The sequence below is a fragment of the Chryseobacterium cupriresistens genome (assembly GCF_046614675.1).
In the GTDB taxonomy this organism is placed as follows: domain Bacteria; phylum Bacteroidota; class Bacteroidia; order Flavobacteriales; family Weeksellaceae; genus Chryseobacterium; species Chryseobacterium cupriresistens.
Map to the genome: position 1 here is coordinate 13,874 of NZ_JBKKJT010000002.1, position 17,460 is coordinate 31,333.

The window sequence follows — 17,460 nt, forward strand, 5'->3', positions numbered from 1 at the left end:
CTGCGGTTTCTTTGTTTTTATATAAAAATAATCAGATTTTTATTGTAACCACCAGGGTTTTGAGTTGATATTATCATTTCCTCCGTACTGAGCGTTTAAAGCAGCTTTTAAATTATTGCTGTTGTAATTATATTCAGACTGCGGATATCTGAACCTGAAAGGCGCCGGAACTCCTGTTTTTAAAGGATAATTTGGATAGCCAGTTCTCAGATAATCATAATAAGAAGTCCATTGTGCCTGATGGAACATGGTCATGTATTTTTGAGTCATGATCTTTTCCAGTTGTGTTTGTAGTGGATCAGCATCATTATATACTACCAAAGGAGTTGCAAGATATTGATTTACATCAAAGCCTGAGAAATATTGTCCCGGATTTTTTACATAGGTCTGATAAAAATTGAAACTTGCTTTGATCGCATTATCATAATGTGTTTTTGCCGACCCGGAAATCCAGCCTCTTGCTGTAGCTTCAGCCAGAATAAACTCAAGTTCTGAATAACTTAATACAGAAGCAGGTTCATTGGTAGGGTCTTTATAAAAACGATCGTTTACTTTGGAAATGTTTTTTGCAGTGATCAGTGCTGCATTATCAGAATACGGAGAAGTAGGGTTTCCGCCGTTATATCCTGTATAGTCTGTGATGGCTTTTCCTGCTTCTTTTGCTCCTGTAGTCTGTGCTGCAAACGTGAACAGACGTGGATCATGCCTGTCTTTGAACATATTAATAAAATAATCAGCCATGTACAAACTTGAACCATATCCACTGTTGTTAAACATCGTGTATCTGCTGTCTGCTGCATCAGCAAACTTAAGTTCACCGTTATCTGCAATAGAGGTCATGAGAGACTGGCTTCCTGCAATAGAAGCAAATTCTGCAGCGATATTATAACTTCCTACTGTCGTTTTTTTAGATAAAGTGATCAGAATTTTCAGTCGGAATGAATTAATCAGTTTTTTCCACTTTAAAGCATCTCCGTTGTAGACAATATCACCTTCAATTTTATCGGTGGTATTAATAAGATCATTGGCTTCTTTTAATTCTGATAAAATTCCGGACATGATAGCTTCCTGTGTATCATATTTAGGCTGGGTAATGCCGGATTCACCCTTTGCTGCTTCAGAATAAGGAGCACTTCCAACTTTTAAACTGATATTGAAGAAATGATACGCTCTCAAAAATTTTCCGATGGCCAGATAATTTTTGTTTCCTCTTTTTTCAGCTTCCTGCATCATTTTTCCAGTGTTCAGAAGTCCTTTGGTATAGACTTCAAAAGAAGTATCATTCCATTTCATATACTGGTATGAATTTTCACCATCAGTACCAATCATCATTCTGGAGGCATACATATTGTCCCCGTTTACCTGAAAAGTATATTTTTCAACGTAAGTCAATAGATTTTTGGGATCAATACTGGCCTGGTCATTAGGGTTTTCATTGATGGTATCAAGGTTAGATTCACATGATGCTAATGTCAGAAGTCCGGCTGCAAATAAAGATTTCATCAGCCATTTTGCTGTTTTACCTTTTTGCTCTGTCACTTTGTTTATAGTATTTTTCATTGTCTTGACGTACTTTTTAGTTAAAACTTAAGATTAAATCCGATTCCAAACCATCTGCTGGATGGATCCTGAATATCATTGTCTGTTTTTGTCTGGAAGTCTGGATCAGAATAAAGGTTTTTTGATTTTTTCCACATCGCCAGATTGTAAGCAGAAATATTGGCGGTGAAACCTTTCACCATTCCTCTTGGGTTGAGTAATGAAGAGAAGTCATATTCTAATACTACAGATCTAAGCTTGACGAAAGTTCTGTCAAAAACGTTAGCAAACTCTTCGCTTTCGTCCTGTGTTACTCTTGCACGGTAGGGATAATTTTGCGCCCAGTCCTGGTAGCTGATAGCTTTTGTGTGTGGAGTATAGGTTCCGGTTGCCGGATTGTAGTTAACCCCATCAGGTACAAAATAATACGTTCCCGGATTTGCATATTCAAGATCTCTGTACGCTACAGAATTAGGGTGTTTTCCTCCCCACCACATTTTTTCCACAACCTGGGATCTCATCACACCTCCGATGCTTCCGTCAATTCCGATGTTTAAAGTGAATTTTTTATATTTGAATGTGTTGTTGAAACCGAAAGTCCAGTCAGGATTGAAATGTCCCAGATTACTTGGGTTATTAGCTCTTGTCGGCATTCCTGTATTCGCATCAAGAATTACTTTTCCATCCGGAGACTTTTGCCATGTATAGTCGTAATAGCTATCCATTCTTTCGCCTAGCTTAATATTTTTGTAGTTCGGCATATTATCATAAATGGAAGTCAGCTTTTGTTCATAAGTACTCCAGTTGATTAATGTTTTCCAGCTGAAATCAGAAGTTTTTACCGGAACTAAACCAAGGGAAACTTCAAATCCTTTGGTTGTATATTCATTTCCGTTTACATATTGAGAAGTGAAACCGGATGATTCTGCAGCAGGGAACTGGAGAATATTATTATAATCTAATGTTCTGAAATAAGTAGCGTCTAAAGTGATTCTGTTATTCAGGAACCCTGCGCTTAAACCTAATTCATAAGATTTTGTCTGCTCCGGTTTCAAAGAATTTTCTACATTCAGAGTGGTTGGATAATAATAAGTAGGGTTTCCATTGAATGTGATTCCCCCATTGTTCAGATAATAATTTCTGATGGAATAAGGCTGGAAGTCATACGCTACTTTCGCCCATGAAGCAGAAAGTTTCAACATATTGATAGATTCCGGCATTTTTACCAGGTTGGAAATAACCGCACTGATGGAAGCAGAAGGATAGAAGTAAGATCTGTTGGCCTTAGGTAGTGTAGAAGACCAGTCATTACGCCCGGAAACATTGATGAAGAAAGCATTGTACAACCCGATATCAATCGTTGAATACGCACTGTAAATCAACTTTTCCTTCAGATAAGTGTAATTTTTCAGTGCTCCGATAGAGTTCTCAAAAGTGTATACTTCGGGAATTTTTAATCCATCCGTAGACCTTTCATTGTTGTTGTTTTTATAATAGAAAGCAGAACCTCCCGCATTGATTGTAAAATCAAAATTTTCAGATATCTTTTTCTTGTAAGTTGCCAACACATCATAATTGAGGTTCCATGTTTTATTATCCTTCAAAATATAACCGCCACTTCTTGGTGCATCATAATTGAAATAGGAATAAGGACTCAGAATTTCCGTTTTGCTATGGTTTTCGACAAGAGATATTTTCCCTTTTACCGATAGATCCTGTGTCGCTTTATACTCTAGACCTGTCTGGGCATTGATAATATTGGTTCTGTTCTGGTTCTTGTAATACTCGGCTCCGAACCATGGGTTGTTGTACCAGGCATAGTTCCAGTTGGCTTGTGCTCTTCCTTCCTTTCCTGGGATCCACATATGATTTTTCAATGCTTTTCCATCTACATCTCCTCCCATCCAGATCAGGATGGTGTACATGTGTCCGCTTGGATTATAATCATAGTTGGGAATATTAGGAGTAAAAGCCTGGTTGAAGTTGAATTTTGTATCGAAGGTTAATTTATCTCCTAAATGGTTTTCAGAAGAGAAGTTGATTCCATATTTCTGAAGATAAGAATTGGGAACTCTGTCGTCATAATTCATGAAATTCCCGGAGAATCTGTATACGTCTTTATTGCTTCTATAGCTGATCGCGAAGTTATTATTGTTGATTACTGCTGGTTTTAAGAACGTACTTAAGTTATCATGGTATTTCCAGTCAATCGGAACTCTTTCATATCTTGATTTATCATCATACTGAGTTCCTGTTACTGCTCCATACCACGGAACAACCTGTCCTGTTACTTTATCTCTGATAGGGCTGTTCCATTGAGCGATCTGTAATCCCGGAATAAATTTTGGTCCCCAGATCATATCTCCGTCATTTACCCCGCCATCGGCTCCGTCCCAGAATTCGTATTTTCCATGGGAACCGTTACCATATTCAGTCTGGGTTTTCGGAAGATTGGTAAATCCTGCTGTAATCATGGTGTTTTGGGAGAATTCTACAGAAAAGCCTTTCTTTTTAGCATTTTTTGTGGAGATTAAAACAGCTCCGTAACGACCTCTTGAACCATAGAGAGCAGAAGCGGTAGCTCCTTTCAGGACGTTGATGTTTTCAATATTATTAGGATCTAAATTCTGGAAAACCTCTTTTTCTACAATCACACCATCAATGACGAAAACCAGATTGGAGTTTCCTCTCAGTGTAAACTGTGGAGCCTGCTGCATTCCAGTAGGATTGGAAACGTTCAATCCTGCGACCTGTCCGGAGAATAAATTTCCAATACTTGGAGTAGTGATGGTTTCAAACTGTTTTGTTCCTACTTCCTGAGTAGAATATCCGATTTTTTCTTTCTTTTTGGCAATACCTAAAGCGGTAATAACAACGCCTTCAATCTGCTTTTCGTTTTGCTTTTTTAAGACAACGGAATACTGTTTTTTGGAAGAAACCTCAACGGTATAAACGGAAAAATCAGGAGCAAAAAATTCAAGAATATCTTTGGGGTTTGCAGAAATAGTGAAATTACCATTTTCATCTGTAGTAGCAGTCTTTCCTGTGTTTTTGTCGGTGATGTTCACACCGGAAACACTAGAACCGTTTTCTGATTTTACATTTCCTGAAATATTGATTTCCTGGGCAGAAAAATAAAGAGGAAGTAAAAAAACGGCAAAAGTGGCTAGAGTTTTCTTCATTTTTTTGAAGGCAAATTTAGCAGTGCACTGTTACCAGTACTTTAATGATGTATTAAAATAAAAATACGATTTAATATTTTTTAACAATAAGAATTAATAAATAAGTAAAATGAAAAATGTCCTTTGTATAGGGACTTTTGCTTTATTATATAAATATTAATATAAAGAAGGAGACTGGAGAGGAGTACTGGAGGTTGTTATCGTGTTATAAGATTAACATAAAACCTTTTAAAAATACTAGGATAGTGAAACCGTGACCTCAATAACTTGTGGCATCAAGCTTCCCACTTCCTTCTTTGTTTCTAAAACCTACTCAGAATTCCCCAATGGATTTTAATATCATTAAATTTAAAAGGATTTCCGAACTCATTACCATTAGACAGCTGGAAACTCATCAGACCAATAGGAATGAAGAAATTGAAACCGAGCCCGACACTGTAGAGCTTGGGTTTTACATTTAAAGATTTATTATTAAGCTGCCCATATTGTCCAAAGACATCAAAGAAGGCCTGGTTACCGATAAGGTACCGGTACTCCAGACTTCCATAATAATAAAAGTCGGCGGCGAGGGAGTTTTCATTGAATCCCCGCATGGAATTCCAGCCTCCAAAACGGTATAATTCATTGGCAGAGAATTCTATTTTTGAATCCATCATGGCGCCCTCCGCTTTGATGTTCAGAAAGTGATTTCCTGAAATATGATAATTATGTTCTCCAAAGAAATAAAACTGATTTTGATTGGCTTTAATATTATCTTTTGAATAAGTAGTCGTTAAGAAATCATATCCGGCATTGATCCTTGTTTTATAAAGGAAAAGGTCAATATCTGTAGGCTCAGTCATTTCATACCATATCCCGATCCCTTTTTTGTTGTAGTCTTTTCCCTGAACGTATAGCGTATCAATAATAGTAGAGGTTTCGAGAGTTGCTCTCAGACCTATTTTATTCCGGTTGTTGATGTGGTAATAAAAGGCAGGCAGGAATTTTACATTGGCAAACGTAGAATCCTGACGGTAGATATTTACTTTTGTATCCATCCCGACATTCGATTTGAAAAGGTACGGAATATCTACCCTAAGATCGAAAGTCTGTCCTTTATCAGGGTTTCTCTGCCAGTATAAATTCACAGTTTCAAAACCATTGAACATATTCCTGAAATTGACATTCATTGTCCCGTTTAAGGTAAACTTGGAGGTTTTATCATTCCCGAAACCGATTACCCCATCGAAGGTATTTGTCTTTTTCTTTTCCAGAAACAGGTAAATACTGGTGGAATCTTTTGTAAATAAAGTCTGAGGCTGCCGTTCAAGGGTCAGAAAAGGATGGCTCTGAAAGGTTTTGTTGATGGCTAAAAGGTTTTTGTCATCATAGTTTTTACCTTTAAATTCCTTTTCAAGGTTTTTGATGAATCTTTTGGGAACTTTTTCGTATCCTTTTACTACGAATCCGTTGATTGTTCTTTTATCATTCTTGTTGATGTCAAGTTCTACGATTGGATAACCGTTTTTCTGACCTTTGTATTTAGATTTGATTCTGCTGAAAGAATACCCTTCATCAATATAAGTCTTGTTGATACTTTTCTTGGTGGAGTCTAAATTTTTAGTGAAAAAATCTTTCTGGATTTTTAATTTCTGAACAAGAGAATCTGTAAGGTTGACATATGTTTCATTGAAATTCTTTCCTTTATCGTAGAAAATTTCCGTGCTGTCACCTTTTACTTTTACGTCTTTCAGTTGAGTGAAGAAATAATTACTCTGCGCTAATGAATCCAGAAATTTTACAGCTGAAGTAGAATCTTTTACTTTTTTCCTGACCTTGGTTTCCGTATCAATCAGCCAATACTGCTTCTTCTGCGCTTGTGTAAAAACGCAGAACAGTACAAAAAATATTTTTAAAAGTAATTTCAATTTATTCTTCTGAATATGAAAAGGAATCTCTATAAAATACAAAAGATTCTTCACTGCATTTCTGAACTACGTTCGCAGACTTTCAGTCAGTGTTCAGAATGACAATGCGCCTTATCAATCAACTAATTTTTATCCAGTTTATTATACTTCTTCATCAAATTCTCATAAGTTCCCTGCGGAAGAATCCATTTCAAAGGAACCCCGATTTTCTGTCCGAATTTACCAAAATAATAATGCGCTTTCCATTTATTTTTTGCTAAAAGTTTTTCAATGTATTCTGCGACTTCCGAAGGCTCTGTTCCGTCATTCACGTGAGAATTCATCAGCGCATATACTTTGTCAAAAACATTTTTATAAGGCTGGGAGACCTGTGCAATGACTCTGTTGTCTGCAATATTGGTTTTAATATCTCCCAGATGCAGAGAGCATACATCAATATTCCATGGGTAAACTTCATATCTCATCGCTTCCGTTACTTTATCCAGAGCCGATTTAGAAGCCGAATAAAATCCGCGGAAAGGCAGACCCATTTCACTTCCGATACTGGAAACATTGATAATTTTTCCAAATTTGTGCTCACGCATATTCGGGAGTACGGCACTCATCATCTGTACAGGTCCGGCAAGATTCAGGCTGAAAAGCTTCAGAATATCTTCTTTCGTAGAATCTTCCACGGCTCCTACCATTCCCATTCCGGCATTGTTGATCAGAACATCAATTTTGGTTTCTGTTTTTAAAACCTCAGCTACAGCATTTTGAACTGCAGTATTGTCTGTCACATCAGTTGGGATCGATTTGAAGTATTGGCTTTCTGTATGTTTTCGGCTTAATCCGTATACTTGATGTCCTTTTTTACCAAAATATTCTGCCAATGCAAACCCGATTCCTGATGAGGTTCCTGTTATAATGATGGTCATTGAATTCGTATGATTTTTAATGTTTTTATTTTCTTCTGATACCAGTGAGACGTTTTTAATGGTCTGTGTTCAAAAGTAAATCTATTTTCAGCAAATGTAAAAAAAGAAAAATGAACTTTGATAGGAACAAAGCTGTAAAGTTGGATGTATTCTCTAACTGATTTAAAATATTTAGAAATAATCCATCAGTGTTGGAAAAGTTATTATATTTTAACTCCGGTAAAATTTAGTAATTAATTACGTTTTAAATTAATGATGAAAAAAGAACTGCTAATATTATTCATACTCAATTTTAGCTTTTATTGTACAGGACAAGAAATTAAAATTCCGGAGAATTTCACTGAACATTCTATTCCAAAAGTAGAATCTCCGGAATGGTTCGTTCTTATTCATTCTAAAGACTGTTATGCTGTCAAAAAAGACAATGGTAGATTGATTGTGGAAAAAACGAGCTATTACAAAAAAGATTCTGAATTAGAAATTGAAGATGGAACATTGATTGGAGAAAATAAAGGAGAATTTGGGGGAGCACTATACTTCCAGCCTAAAGAAGATAGAGAAAAAATTGAAATAAAATTTGGAAACATTGTTGATATTTTCAGATTTCAGAATAAGATCTATTTCACAGAAGGCTCAGGTATATGGGGAAGTTTGTATGAATTAAAAAAAGATTCAGCTTTCACTTATAATAGAGTCGAATCCTTTGGGGATTCATTAGAAACTTTAACTATATTCAATGACAGTATTTACATTGCTTCTTTTCATGGCTTTTATAAAGTAGTGGATCAAAAAGCGACACTCCTTTTCAGGAAACAGTTTTGGGGGGGACTGTATCCAAACTCTGTAGTGGTATTCGATGAGGAAAATATTTTTATGGGAATACGAAGTGGAATTGTTAAGTTAAATCTTGTGAAAAAAACAGTTAATTTTTATACAGAAAAAGAAGTATAGTTTGTGTTTTAAGAATTAGATTCTTAAAATATTTTTCGTTCGAACCGCTGAATTGCGTTTTTTTTATTCCTATCATGGAATAAATTTAAGACAAACTTAATATTAATTCATTATTCATCATCGGAGGAATGATTACTTTTAATTACATATGTTTCTGAAAAACAGGTGTTTAATTTTGTTTTGTGGTAGATGGTACCTGAAAAAATCTAAAATTTCTTAATAAAAACATAAGAAAACCTTAATGAGGCATGGAAGCAGACTGATCTAATTTTGCACCTAATCAAAAAGGAGATCATGAATGTATTTAAAATCCCTGTATCCGTAACTTATTTAACGGGAAGGGTATTACTTATTGGTGCAATATCGGCTTCACCGATGTTCCTCGCTCAGAAAAAAGACAGCTTAAAAGAAAAATCCATCGACGAGATTGTTGTTGTCGGCTACGGAACACAGAAAAAAAGTAAAGTTTCCGGAGCCGTTTCGGAGGCTTCGTTGGATAAGCTAACCTCCAGATCTTTATCCGGAGTAGGAGAAGTTCTTCAGGGGAAAGCTCCCGGAGTAACTGTAGTGAACGAAGGTGGAGATCCTAACGGAGCACCGAAGGTCAATATTCGTGGTCTGGGAGGAATCAATGGAGAAACTCCTCTTTATGTTGTGGATGGAGTGGTTTTCAATGGAACACCCTCTATCAATCCGAATGATATTCAGGATATTTCTGTACTTAAAGATGCATCTGCGGCCATTTATGGAGCAAGATCTTCCGGAGGGGTTATTCTTATTACCACTAAAAAAGGGAAGAAAGGAAATCTAACAGTAGATTTTGATGTTAAGTACGGCGTAAACCAGGCATGGAGGCTGAAAGAATCCCTGAATGCGGCAGAATTTCAGGATGTGATGTACAAAGCCTATGAAAATGCGGGGAAACTGGGAAGTCTGCCAACTGCTTTTAATCCTAATCAATATCCGGACGGAAGAATTACCAGAACAGACTGGATGAAAGAAATTTTCAGAACAGGAACTATTCAGGAATACAATATTAATCTTAGTGGAGGAAGTGAGAAATCCAGATATTTTGTAGGCATGAACCACAGAAGCCTTGAGGGGATTTTACTGAATACTCAGGCAAAACGATACAATTTCAGAGTCAATTCTGAACATAAAGTAAAAGACTGGCTGACGATCGGAGAAAATATGTACTATAATTACTCTGACGGCAATACAGCCGATACCAAAAGTGGTTATACAGGTGCTTTGGTGGCGGCTATGTACTATCCGCCCAATGTTCCGGTATATACACCAAGTGGTGCTTTTTCAGGACTGCCGATTGATGTGGCAGGTGGTTACGGAGATATGATCAATCCTGTTGCTTATCTTAAAAGAATCAGCATCAGAAATCCTACCCACGAAATTTTAATCAACCCTTATGCTGAAATTACACTGGCGAAAGATTTAAAATTCCGTTCCAATTTCTCACAGACTTTTAAGCTGGGGGATGTAAAAAACTTTACATACAGAGTCCTTGAGATTGGGAAAATTTTTGATACCAATAATCTGGAATACCAATCCAATAATTCTTCAACAGCGCTTGCAGAACAATTGTTAACGTATAAAATCTCAGCAGGACAGCATAATTTCGATTTCCTTGGAGGTTTTACTTTCCAGAAAACAATTGATGAGGGTTTTGTGGCAAAATCATATGATTTCAGAAGTGAAGCTGAGGTTTTCCAGCACCTTCAGAATGCTGCGGATACCAATAAAGATGTTTCCAGTTACAGATTCAAGCAATCTTTGGTTTCTTATCTGGCGAGGGTAAACTACGACTATGCCGGGAAGTATATTGTAAGTTTATTGGGAAGACGTGATGGCTCTTCACTGGTAGCAAAACAAAACAGATTTGCCAATTACTATGCGGTTTCCGGTGCATGGGTGGTTTCGAAAGAAAACTTTATGAAGGAGATTTCATGGCTTTCAAGTCTGAAACTGAGAGGAAGCTATGGTATTCTGGGGAATCTTGGAGGAATTTCACCACAGGCTGTGAATCCATTGATGACCAGAGATAATAATGTCATTTTCGGTCAGGATCCTTCTCAGAACATTGCGTATTATGCAACCACACGTCCGAATCCCGATCTGAAATGGGGGAAATCTGAGCAGACCAACTTTGGAGTAGATGCTTCATTCCTTCACAACAGCCTTTCCTTACAGTTTGATTATTTCGTGAAAAATTCCAAAGATCAGATCTTCAATGTAAGCTTACCAAGTACGGCAACGTATAATAATCAGTATGTGAATGCGGGATTATTCCAGGATAAAGGATACGAATTGGGAATTAATTATAACAAAGTAGTTTCAGGTGATTTCACGTTCTCAATAGGAGCTACGATGAGTCAACTAAAAAATACGGTGAAGCAGCTTGCCAATGTGGATGAGATCTTTATCAATGATAACGGAGTAAGAGGTGTATTAAAGCCAACCCGTGTGAAAGTAGGCGATCCTTTGTATTCTTTCTATGGTTATAAGACCGGAGGAATTTTCCAGACTCAGGAAGAAATCAACAATTATAAAGATGCCAACGGAAATCTTATCCAGCCCAATGCCAAGCCGGGAGATATCAAATTCCTGAAAAAAGAAGGAAATACCGGAGTGCTTAATAATAATGACTTTGTTAATCTTGGAAGTCCATACCCTAAGTTCTCCTATGGCTTTTCATACAACATGACCTGGAAAAACTTTGATCTGAATTTATTCTTCCAGGGCGTTTACGGAAATAAAATTTTCAACGGAATGAAGTTTATTTCTTTGAACCCGGGCGGAACGGGACAGAATTATAATATGGACAGAGATATCCTGAATGCATGGACGCCTCAGAATACGAATACCGATATCCCAAGACTGGTACACGGCGATCCGAGTGGAAATTACTCAAAAGTATCAGATTTCTATGTAGAAGACGGATCTTACTTAAGGCTGAAAAACCTTACCATCGGGTATTCCTTGCCAAAAGAATTGTACCATAAACTGGATGTAAACAAAGTGAGAGTGTATGTAACCACCAACAACCTGTTTACCATAACGAAGTATACAGGATTTGATCCTGAAGTAGGAATGAACTCTTACGGAGTTGATACCGGAAGATATCCTCAGGCACGCTCATTCATCTTCGGAGTAGAGATCGGATTATAATTTTTAACCAACAAAAAGTAAAAAAATGAAATTTTTCAATAAAATATTGTTAGTATCAGGAATATCCGTAATGCTTTTGTCATGTACAGGCGAACTGGATGTTCAACCTGAAGGAACCCCTACTGAAGCCAGCTTCTGGAAAACAGAGAACGACCTTATTACCGGGGCAAACGCCATGTACAAGCCTTTATTCGATGGTGAATTTTACGGAAGAGGTTTGTTCTGGTTTATCAATGCCAGTGATGATATGGTAACCGGAAGAGCAAAAAGTGAGGCGGATAACGCCAAAAACTTCAGCAGCAATTATATCGCGGCAGGTGATCTTGAAACTCAATGGAACAAAAGATATAATGTGATTGGAGTTGCGAACCGTGTGATCCGTAACGTTGATAATATTCAAACCTCCCAGGCAACAAAAAATAAATATCTGGGAGAAGCTCTGTTCATGAGCAGCAGAATGTATTTTGAGCTTGCCTATTCTTATGGAAATGAAAAAGCAGGTGTTCCTATCATCGACCGTTCAAAAGATCCTGATCCTAACCCGATTCCAAGAGCAGCCAACGTAATGGAAAACTATACTTACATTGTGAACGACCTGAAAAGAGCTGCCGAATTATTACCTGCACAGGCAGAACTTCCTGCAAAGGATTACGGAAGACCTCATAAAGCGGCAGCCTGGGCATTGTTAGCAAAAGTATATCTGTTTATGAAAGACTGGAAGAATGCAGAATTCTGGGCTAATGAAGTAATGACCAAAGGAAACAGAGCCTTATTAGGTAATTTTGCAGATGTTTTTAAAGCTGAAAATAACTACAGTTCAGAATACATCTGGTCTGTTCCCGGAACTACAAAGTTTACTGCCTGGGGAAGTATTCTTCCTGGGGTAATGCTTGAAAACAAAGGATGGGGAGAATATAACGGATGGGGATATTTTCAGCCAACAAAAGAGTTATTTGATGAATACGAAACCGGAGACCTTAGAAGAAGTGCTACCATTCTTAAAATAGGAGACAAGTTTACCTTTAACGGAAAAGAAAGAACATACGCTTCTACCAATTCCCTTACCGGATATCAGTTTAATAAATATATGGATGCCTTCAAATATGAGCTGAAAAGTGGTCACGTAAGCGCCAACGGAGATTATCCGTGTACAGACCTTGCTGTTCCGATCATGCGTTACGCTGAGGTGATCCTGATCAAAGCAGAAGCTTTACTGATGCAGGGAAAATCTGCTGATCAGGAGATCAATATGATCAGAGCACGTGCAGGTTTATCTGCTAAAAACGGATGTACAATGGCTGATCTTAAACATGAAAGACGTTGCGAGCTGGCGGGTGAATGGGCAGACAGACACAGAGACCTTGTACGTTGGGGAGATGCGCAGGCTGCTTATGCTAAGCCTCTGCATGGTATCAACGGACAGGTAGTCTGGGCCGCAAGAAACTTTAATCCGGCTGTACATAATGTTTGGGCAGTTCCACAGGCTGAAATCGTAAACAGTCATGGGATCATTAAACAAAATGAAGGCTGGTAAAATTTAATCTTTATCTACAAGCCGCTATATCATTGCAGAACTTTCTGTGATGATATAGTTTTTTCAAAGGCAGGCCTTCCATCTGGTCTGTAAAATTATAACGTTAAACAAATGAAACTATCAAAAATATGGGCTGTACTGGCCCTGGCTGTTTTTTCTGAAAATCAGGCACAGAATTATTTAAAGTATAATGTAGGGAATGCGCATTCGCATAATGATTATATGCAGGACATCCCTTTCTGGCAGGCATATTATGCCAATTTCGGTTCTATAGAAGCAGATGTTTTTCCGGTAAAAGGCCAGCTTTGGGTTGCTCATACTGAAAAAGAACTTTCTCCGGACAGAACACTGGAAAGTCTTTATCTCGATAATATTTCAAAACAGATTAAGCTGAACAAAGGAAATATCTATCCTGATGCTGGTAAGAAACTTCAGTTGCTGATTGATATTAAGCAGGATTATAAAACTTCACTGGCAGCTTTAGTGAGTACACTGGAAAAATACCCGGAGATTACCGGAAACTCCGGAATTAAAATTGTGATTACCGGAGGAAGACCTCAGCCTGCAGATTTTAAGAACTATCCCAACTATCTTTACTTTGATGGAGATATTGACCAAAATTATTCTGCAGATCAGTTGAAAAGAATCGGAATGTTCAGTGAAGATCTTCCGGGATTGGTAAAATGGAACGGGAAAGGAATTCCAAGGGATGAAGAAACCGCAAAAATTAAAAGTGTGGTTGACAAAGCTCATGTGAAGCAAAAACCTGTTCGTTTTTACGGAGCTCCGGATTTTCCGAATGCATGGGTAAATCTGATGGATTTGGGAGTAGATTATATCAATACCGATCATATTCCGGATCTTAAAAAATTCATGAACACCATTCCGAAAAACTTTTATAAAAATACAAAAGAATACAGCACCTATACTCCAACGTATCAATCAGACGGAGTGGAGAAAAAAGTAAAGAATGTCATCCTGCTTATTCCTGACGGAACTTCTTTGCCGCAATATTATGCTGCCTTTACAGCTAATAAAGGGAAACTGAATGTTTTCAATATGAAATCCACAGGGCTTTCCAAGACCAATTCATCCAATGCCTACATTACAGATTCAGCACCGGGTTCTACAGCGTTCGCAACAGGAGTGAAAACCAAAAACACTTTTGTCGGAGTTGACAACATGGGAAAAGCACTGGCACAGATCCCTGATATCATTGCTGAAAAAGGAATGGTTTCAGGCCTGATTTCCACCGGAGATGTTACAGATGCAACGCCAGCTGATTTCTACGCTCATTCGGATAACAGAAACAGTTCGGCACCTATTCTGAAAGATTTTGCAGCTTCAAAAACTAAAATCCTGATCGGTGGCCCTACAAGTGGCTTGTCTCAGGAAAATATACAGAAATTTAAAGATGCCGGAATAGATCTCTATCAGGATTTGAAATCAGTAACGAAAATCAATAACCGTACGCTGGTTATTGATCCTCTGGCCTCACAAAGAATCAGTAATGGAAGAGGAAACTGGCTTGCAGATGCTTTTGATCTTACTTTAAATGATTTAAAGAACAATAAAAAAGGGTTCTTTATGATGATTGAAGCGTCGCAGACTGATGGAGGAGGACATAGCAATAATATAGAACAGCTGGTGACAGAATTACTGGATTTCGACCATATTGTAGGGAAAGCTATGAAATTTGCTGACGAAAATAAAGAAACCTTAGTGATTGTAGTGGGAGACCATGAAACCGGAGGTTTAACACTTTTGGATGGCAGTCTGAAAGAGGGCTGGGTATTCGGAAATTTCAGTACGAATGATCATACTTCTATTCCTTCAAGTGTTTTTGCGTACGGGCCGAATTCAAAAGAGTTTACAGGACTGTTTGAAAATACTGAGATCTTCAACAAAATACTGGCAGCTTACGGAATTCAGAAGTAGCTTTTGATTTACACTTTTTTACTTTTACAAAGAGAGACTGTTTCGTTTTTGAAACAGTCTTTTTTTATGAATTAATTTAAAGCTCCCGCGGATTTCACAGATTAAGCAGATATTTGTGGATAATCGGCGTTATCTGTGAAATCTGCGAGAGATAAAAGCAGAACAAAAAGGCTGCCTTAACAAAGAGACAGCCTTTGAATAAATCTAACAAATAATAATTTAGAAATTGGTGTTAACGATCAATTGAGAAAGCTCAGCATTCACAAAATCAATAGGCATTATTCCGAATGTTCCCTTAGTATTGGTCTGGAAGAATGTTTTAAGTCTTGGATTGATATTATTGGATACGGTAGGAATGCTTGGGATCCCGAAGATTCCTGGTTTATAACCGCTGGTGAAATTCAAGAAAAGTTTGCCATTCGTATCAGTTTTAGCTTCGTTAAGCAGGCTGGAGATTGCATTCCACTTATCATCATTGTTGGTTACCTTGTAATAATCCTGAACTTTCAGCTGTACGCCTGAGTTATTGATGTCAAAAGTAGTATTGTCAGCCCATGGTGAAGCGTTGATTCCCTTAGTTGTTCCTGAAGAGAATCTTCTTAATAACTTGATCTTTCCTCTTACAGCACCCAGCGTGGGAATATTAGCTCCAAGATCCCATTTAGACGGATTTTTCTGAACATAAGAATCAAAAGTCTGCTCAAAAGTTCTGGTGGTGTTGGAAGCATCATATTCTTCTTTAACAGACATGATAATGGTTTCTGACGGATTGTTCTGAAGGAACGTATAACAGGCATTCAGTACATCATCAAAATTCATATTCTGATAAATTGCACCATGATGAATAGTGAAAGCATTGTCAATATGTCTGCAGCGGATATCCAGAAAACGTACACCGGCATTCAGCTGTTCTGCAATGCTGAGGTCCTGGGTTTTAGCCGTACCTGATACAAGAGGGGCATCTATACGTGCTCCGGAATCATGAGTACCGGGAATTGATATTTTTGAAATAGAAATATTATCCTGAAGACCGGCCATCCAGCTATTCAGAGAAACAGGCAGTAATGAAGCTCTGCCAGCTGTTTTTGTTAAAGAAGCGACATTGTTTTCGTTGGAATCCCTTTCCAGGATACTGTCGTTTGCACAGGAAAAAAAGATGGATGCAGTAACCACTCCAAGAGTGATAGCTGTCATACGTTTCATGCTTTGTTTGAACATAGTTTTTCTATTTTTAAAGTAGCTTAAAAATAAGAATATATCAAAGCATTAGGAGTTAATTTAACTTTAAGAGATAATTAAGTTGGTTTAAAGTCAAGTAGCTGGAGGATGGATGATGGAAGTTTGATTTTCTTAACGCAAAGATTATTTTTAATTCCGGAAATGTAGAGGAAGCAAAGATGAAATCAATAAAATTGATTCTTTCTAAGCGGAGGTATAAAAGAAAGCTTCATGACCGACGTATGTCGGCCTCTTAGCTCACTTTACTATAACATTAGAATTAATTTTACTTTGCGTTAAAGAAATGTAGCTATAAAAAATCATAATAAATGAATATTGAAGTTCACCGTCAAAGAGTAACCTATAGCGTCCAGCTTCAATCTCCTCTCTTAAAACACAAAATCCTCCTTCAACCCGGGGATTTTGAACTTGTGGTCTCCGATAAAGAAATCATTCATTTTAATAAGAGCCGGGAATTTATGAGTAAATTCTTTATGCGAGTTTTCGGGTAGTTTGGTTTCATCATCACAGGATGAATATTCTCTGTCAACAATTACTTGGCCTGTAGAAAAATTGATTTCATTGGTGAAACTGAAATCACAGGTATCTTCAAAATGATCGTACAAACCTATCAGATAAAAATCTCCGTTCTGAAATCTGAAGGTATGTTTATATTTCTGGGTATGCCTTGAATTGGTAAAAAACAGCTGTTCGATAACAAGACAGTTATTTTTTATATTGATTGAAAGAGTATTATCGGAAGGATAAAATCCGAATCCGCTTGAAAAAATGATGTCAGAATTTTCTTTCCATACTTTCAGACTACTGTTTTCCTTTTTCAGAATATAGAAAACCCTTTTATAGTCACTTATACCTTCCGGGTTCTGCTTGTATGATGCTTTTATATTCGTATTAAATACCAGGATAGTTTCATCTTTTCCATCTTTGTCAAGATCGCCTTTGGCTTCTGCAATCTGAGTATAACCTTTCGGAACCGAAAAATTTTTCAGCTTCTGAGCAGATAAGTTCGTCACAGATAAGAATATCAAAAAGTGAATGACAGATTTCATGATTATCAGTATTATTAAAAA

General features: G+C 37.3%; 10 protein-coding genes. 4 read left to right on the plus strand and 6 right to left on the minus strand.

The genetic code is table 11. The features are described from left to right. Positions 1-39: 39 nt before the first annotated feature. From ACLI50_RS05320 to ACLI50_RS05335, 4 genes are all read right to left on the minus strand, one after another. On the minus strand, positions 40-1,560 hold the full coding sequence (locus ACLI50_RS05320) for a SusD/RagB family nutrient-binding outer membrane lipoprotein (protein WP_411413325.1): 1,521 nt from the start codon (positions 1,558-1,560) through the stop codon (positions 40-42). Between the two features lie 20 nt (positions 1,561-1,580). Further along, on the minus strand, positions 1,581-4,721 hold the full coding sequence (locus ACLI50_RS05325) for a SusC/RagA family TonB-linked outer membrane protein (protein WP_411413326.1): 3,141 nt from the start codon (positions 4,719-4,721) through the stop codon (positions 1,581-1,583). A 302-nt stretch (positions 4,722-5,023) separates the two neighbouring features. Then, positions 5,024-6,628, minus strand: coding sequence for an autotransporter assembly complex protein TamA (locus ACLI50_RS05330; protein WP_120232918.1), 1,605 nt, complete (start codon positions 6,626-6,628; stop codon positions 5,024-5,026). A 122-nt stretch (positions 6,629-6,750) separates the two neighbouring features. Then, positions 6,751-7,545, minus strand: coding sequence for an SDR family oxidoreductase (locus tag ACLI50_RS05335; RefSeq protein WP_411413327.1), 795 nt, complete (start codon positions 7,543-7,545; stop codon positions 6,751-6,753). 252 nt (positions 7,546-7,797) lie between these two features. Here ACLI50_RS05335 and ACLI50_RS05340 point away from each other — a divergent pair, with 252 nt between their 5' ends. From ACLI50_RS05340 to ACLI50_RS05355, 4 genes are all read left to right on the plus strand, one after another. After that, entirely contained in the window at positions 7,798-8,496 is a 699-nt protein-coding gene (locus ACLI50_RS05340; RefSeq protein ID WP_411413328.1) for a hypothetical protein, read from the plus strand. Positions 8,497-8,790: 294 nt separating this feature from the next. Beyond that, on the plus strand, positions 8,791-11,679 hold the full coding sequence (locus ACLI50_RS05345) for a SusC/RagA family TonB-linked outer membrane protein (RefSeq protein ID WP_411413329.1): 2,889 nt from the start codon (positions 8,791-8,793) through the stop codon (positions 11,677-11,679). A gap of 25 nt (positions 11,680-11,704) precedes the next feature. Further along, on the plus strand, positions 11,705-13,213 hold the full coding sequence (locus tag ACLI50_RS05350) for a RagB/SusD family nutrient uptake outer membrane protein (protein WP_330744017.1): 1,509 nt from the start codon (positions 11,705-11,707) through the stop codon (positions 13,211-13,213). Between the two features lie 111 nt (positions 13,214-13,324). After that, entirely contained in the window at positions 13,325-15,151 is a 1,827-nt protein-coding gene (locus ACLI50_RS05355; RefSeq protein ID WP_411413330.1) for an alkaline phosphatase, read from the plus strand. Between the two features lie 219 nt (positions 15,152-15,370). On the opposite strand, the gene ACLI50_RS05360 is transcribed toward ACLI50_RS05355, so the two are convergent. Together ACLI50_RS05360 and ACLI50_RS05365 are read right to left on the minus strand one after the other, a co-directional pair. Continuing rightward, positions 15,371-16,369, minus strand: a complete 999-nt coding sequence (locus tag ACLI50_RS05360; RefSeq protein WP_411413331.1) for a phosphatidylinositol-specific phospholipase C — start codon at positions 16,367-16,369, stop codon at positions 15,371-15,373. A gap of 389 nt (positions 16,370-16,758) precedes the next feature. Continuing rightward, the gene (locus ACLI50_RS05365; protein WP_411413332.1) at positions 16,759-17,439 is read right to left on the minus strand and encodes a hypothetical protein; all 681 of its coding nucleotides are present in this window, start codon (positions 17,437-17,439) and stop codon (positions 16,759-16,761) included. Between the last annotated feature and the right edge of the window lie 21 nt (positions 17,440-17,460).

Bases quoted from the DNA above. Each gene is read 5' to 3' on its own strand.
- ACLI50_RS05365 (WP_411413332.1), bottom strand. From the start codon at position 17,439: ATGAAATCTGTCATTCACTTTTTGATATTCTTATCTGTGACGAACTTA.
- ACLI50_RS05350 (WP_330744017.1), top strand. From the start codon at position 11,705: ATGAAATTTTTCAATAAAATATTGTTAGTATCAGGAATATCCGTAATG.
- ACLI50_RS05335 (WP_411413327.1), bottom strand. From the start codon at position 7,545: ATGACCATCATTATAACAGGAACCTCATCAGGAATCGGGTTTGCATTG.
- ACLI50_RS05320 (WP_411413325.1), bottom strand. From the start codon at position 1,560: ATGAAAAATACTATAAACAAAGTGACAGAGCAAAAAGGTAAAACAGCA.
- ACLI50_RS05340 (WP_411413328.1), top strand. From the start codon at position 7,798: ATGATGAAAAAAGAACTGCTAATATTATTCATACTCAATTTTAGCTTT.
- ACLI50_RS05360 (WP_411413331.1), bottom strand. From the start codon at position 16,369: ATGTTCAAACAAAGCATGAAACGTATGACAGCTATCACTCTTGGAGTG.
- ACLI50_RS05355 (WP_411413330.1), top strand. From the start codon at position 13,325: ATGAAACTATCAAAAATATGGGCTGTACTGGCCCTGGCTGTTTTTTCT.
- ACLI50_RS05325 (WP_411413326.1), bottom strand. From the start codon at position 4,721: ATGAAGAAAACTCTAGCCACTTTTGCCGTTTTTTTACTTCCTCTTTAT.
- ACLI50_RS05345 (WP_411413329.1), top strand. From the start codon at position 8,791: ATGAATGTATTTAAAATCCCTGTATCCGTAACTTATTTAACGGGAAGG.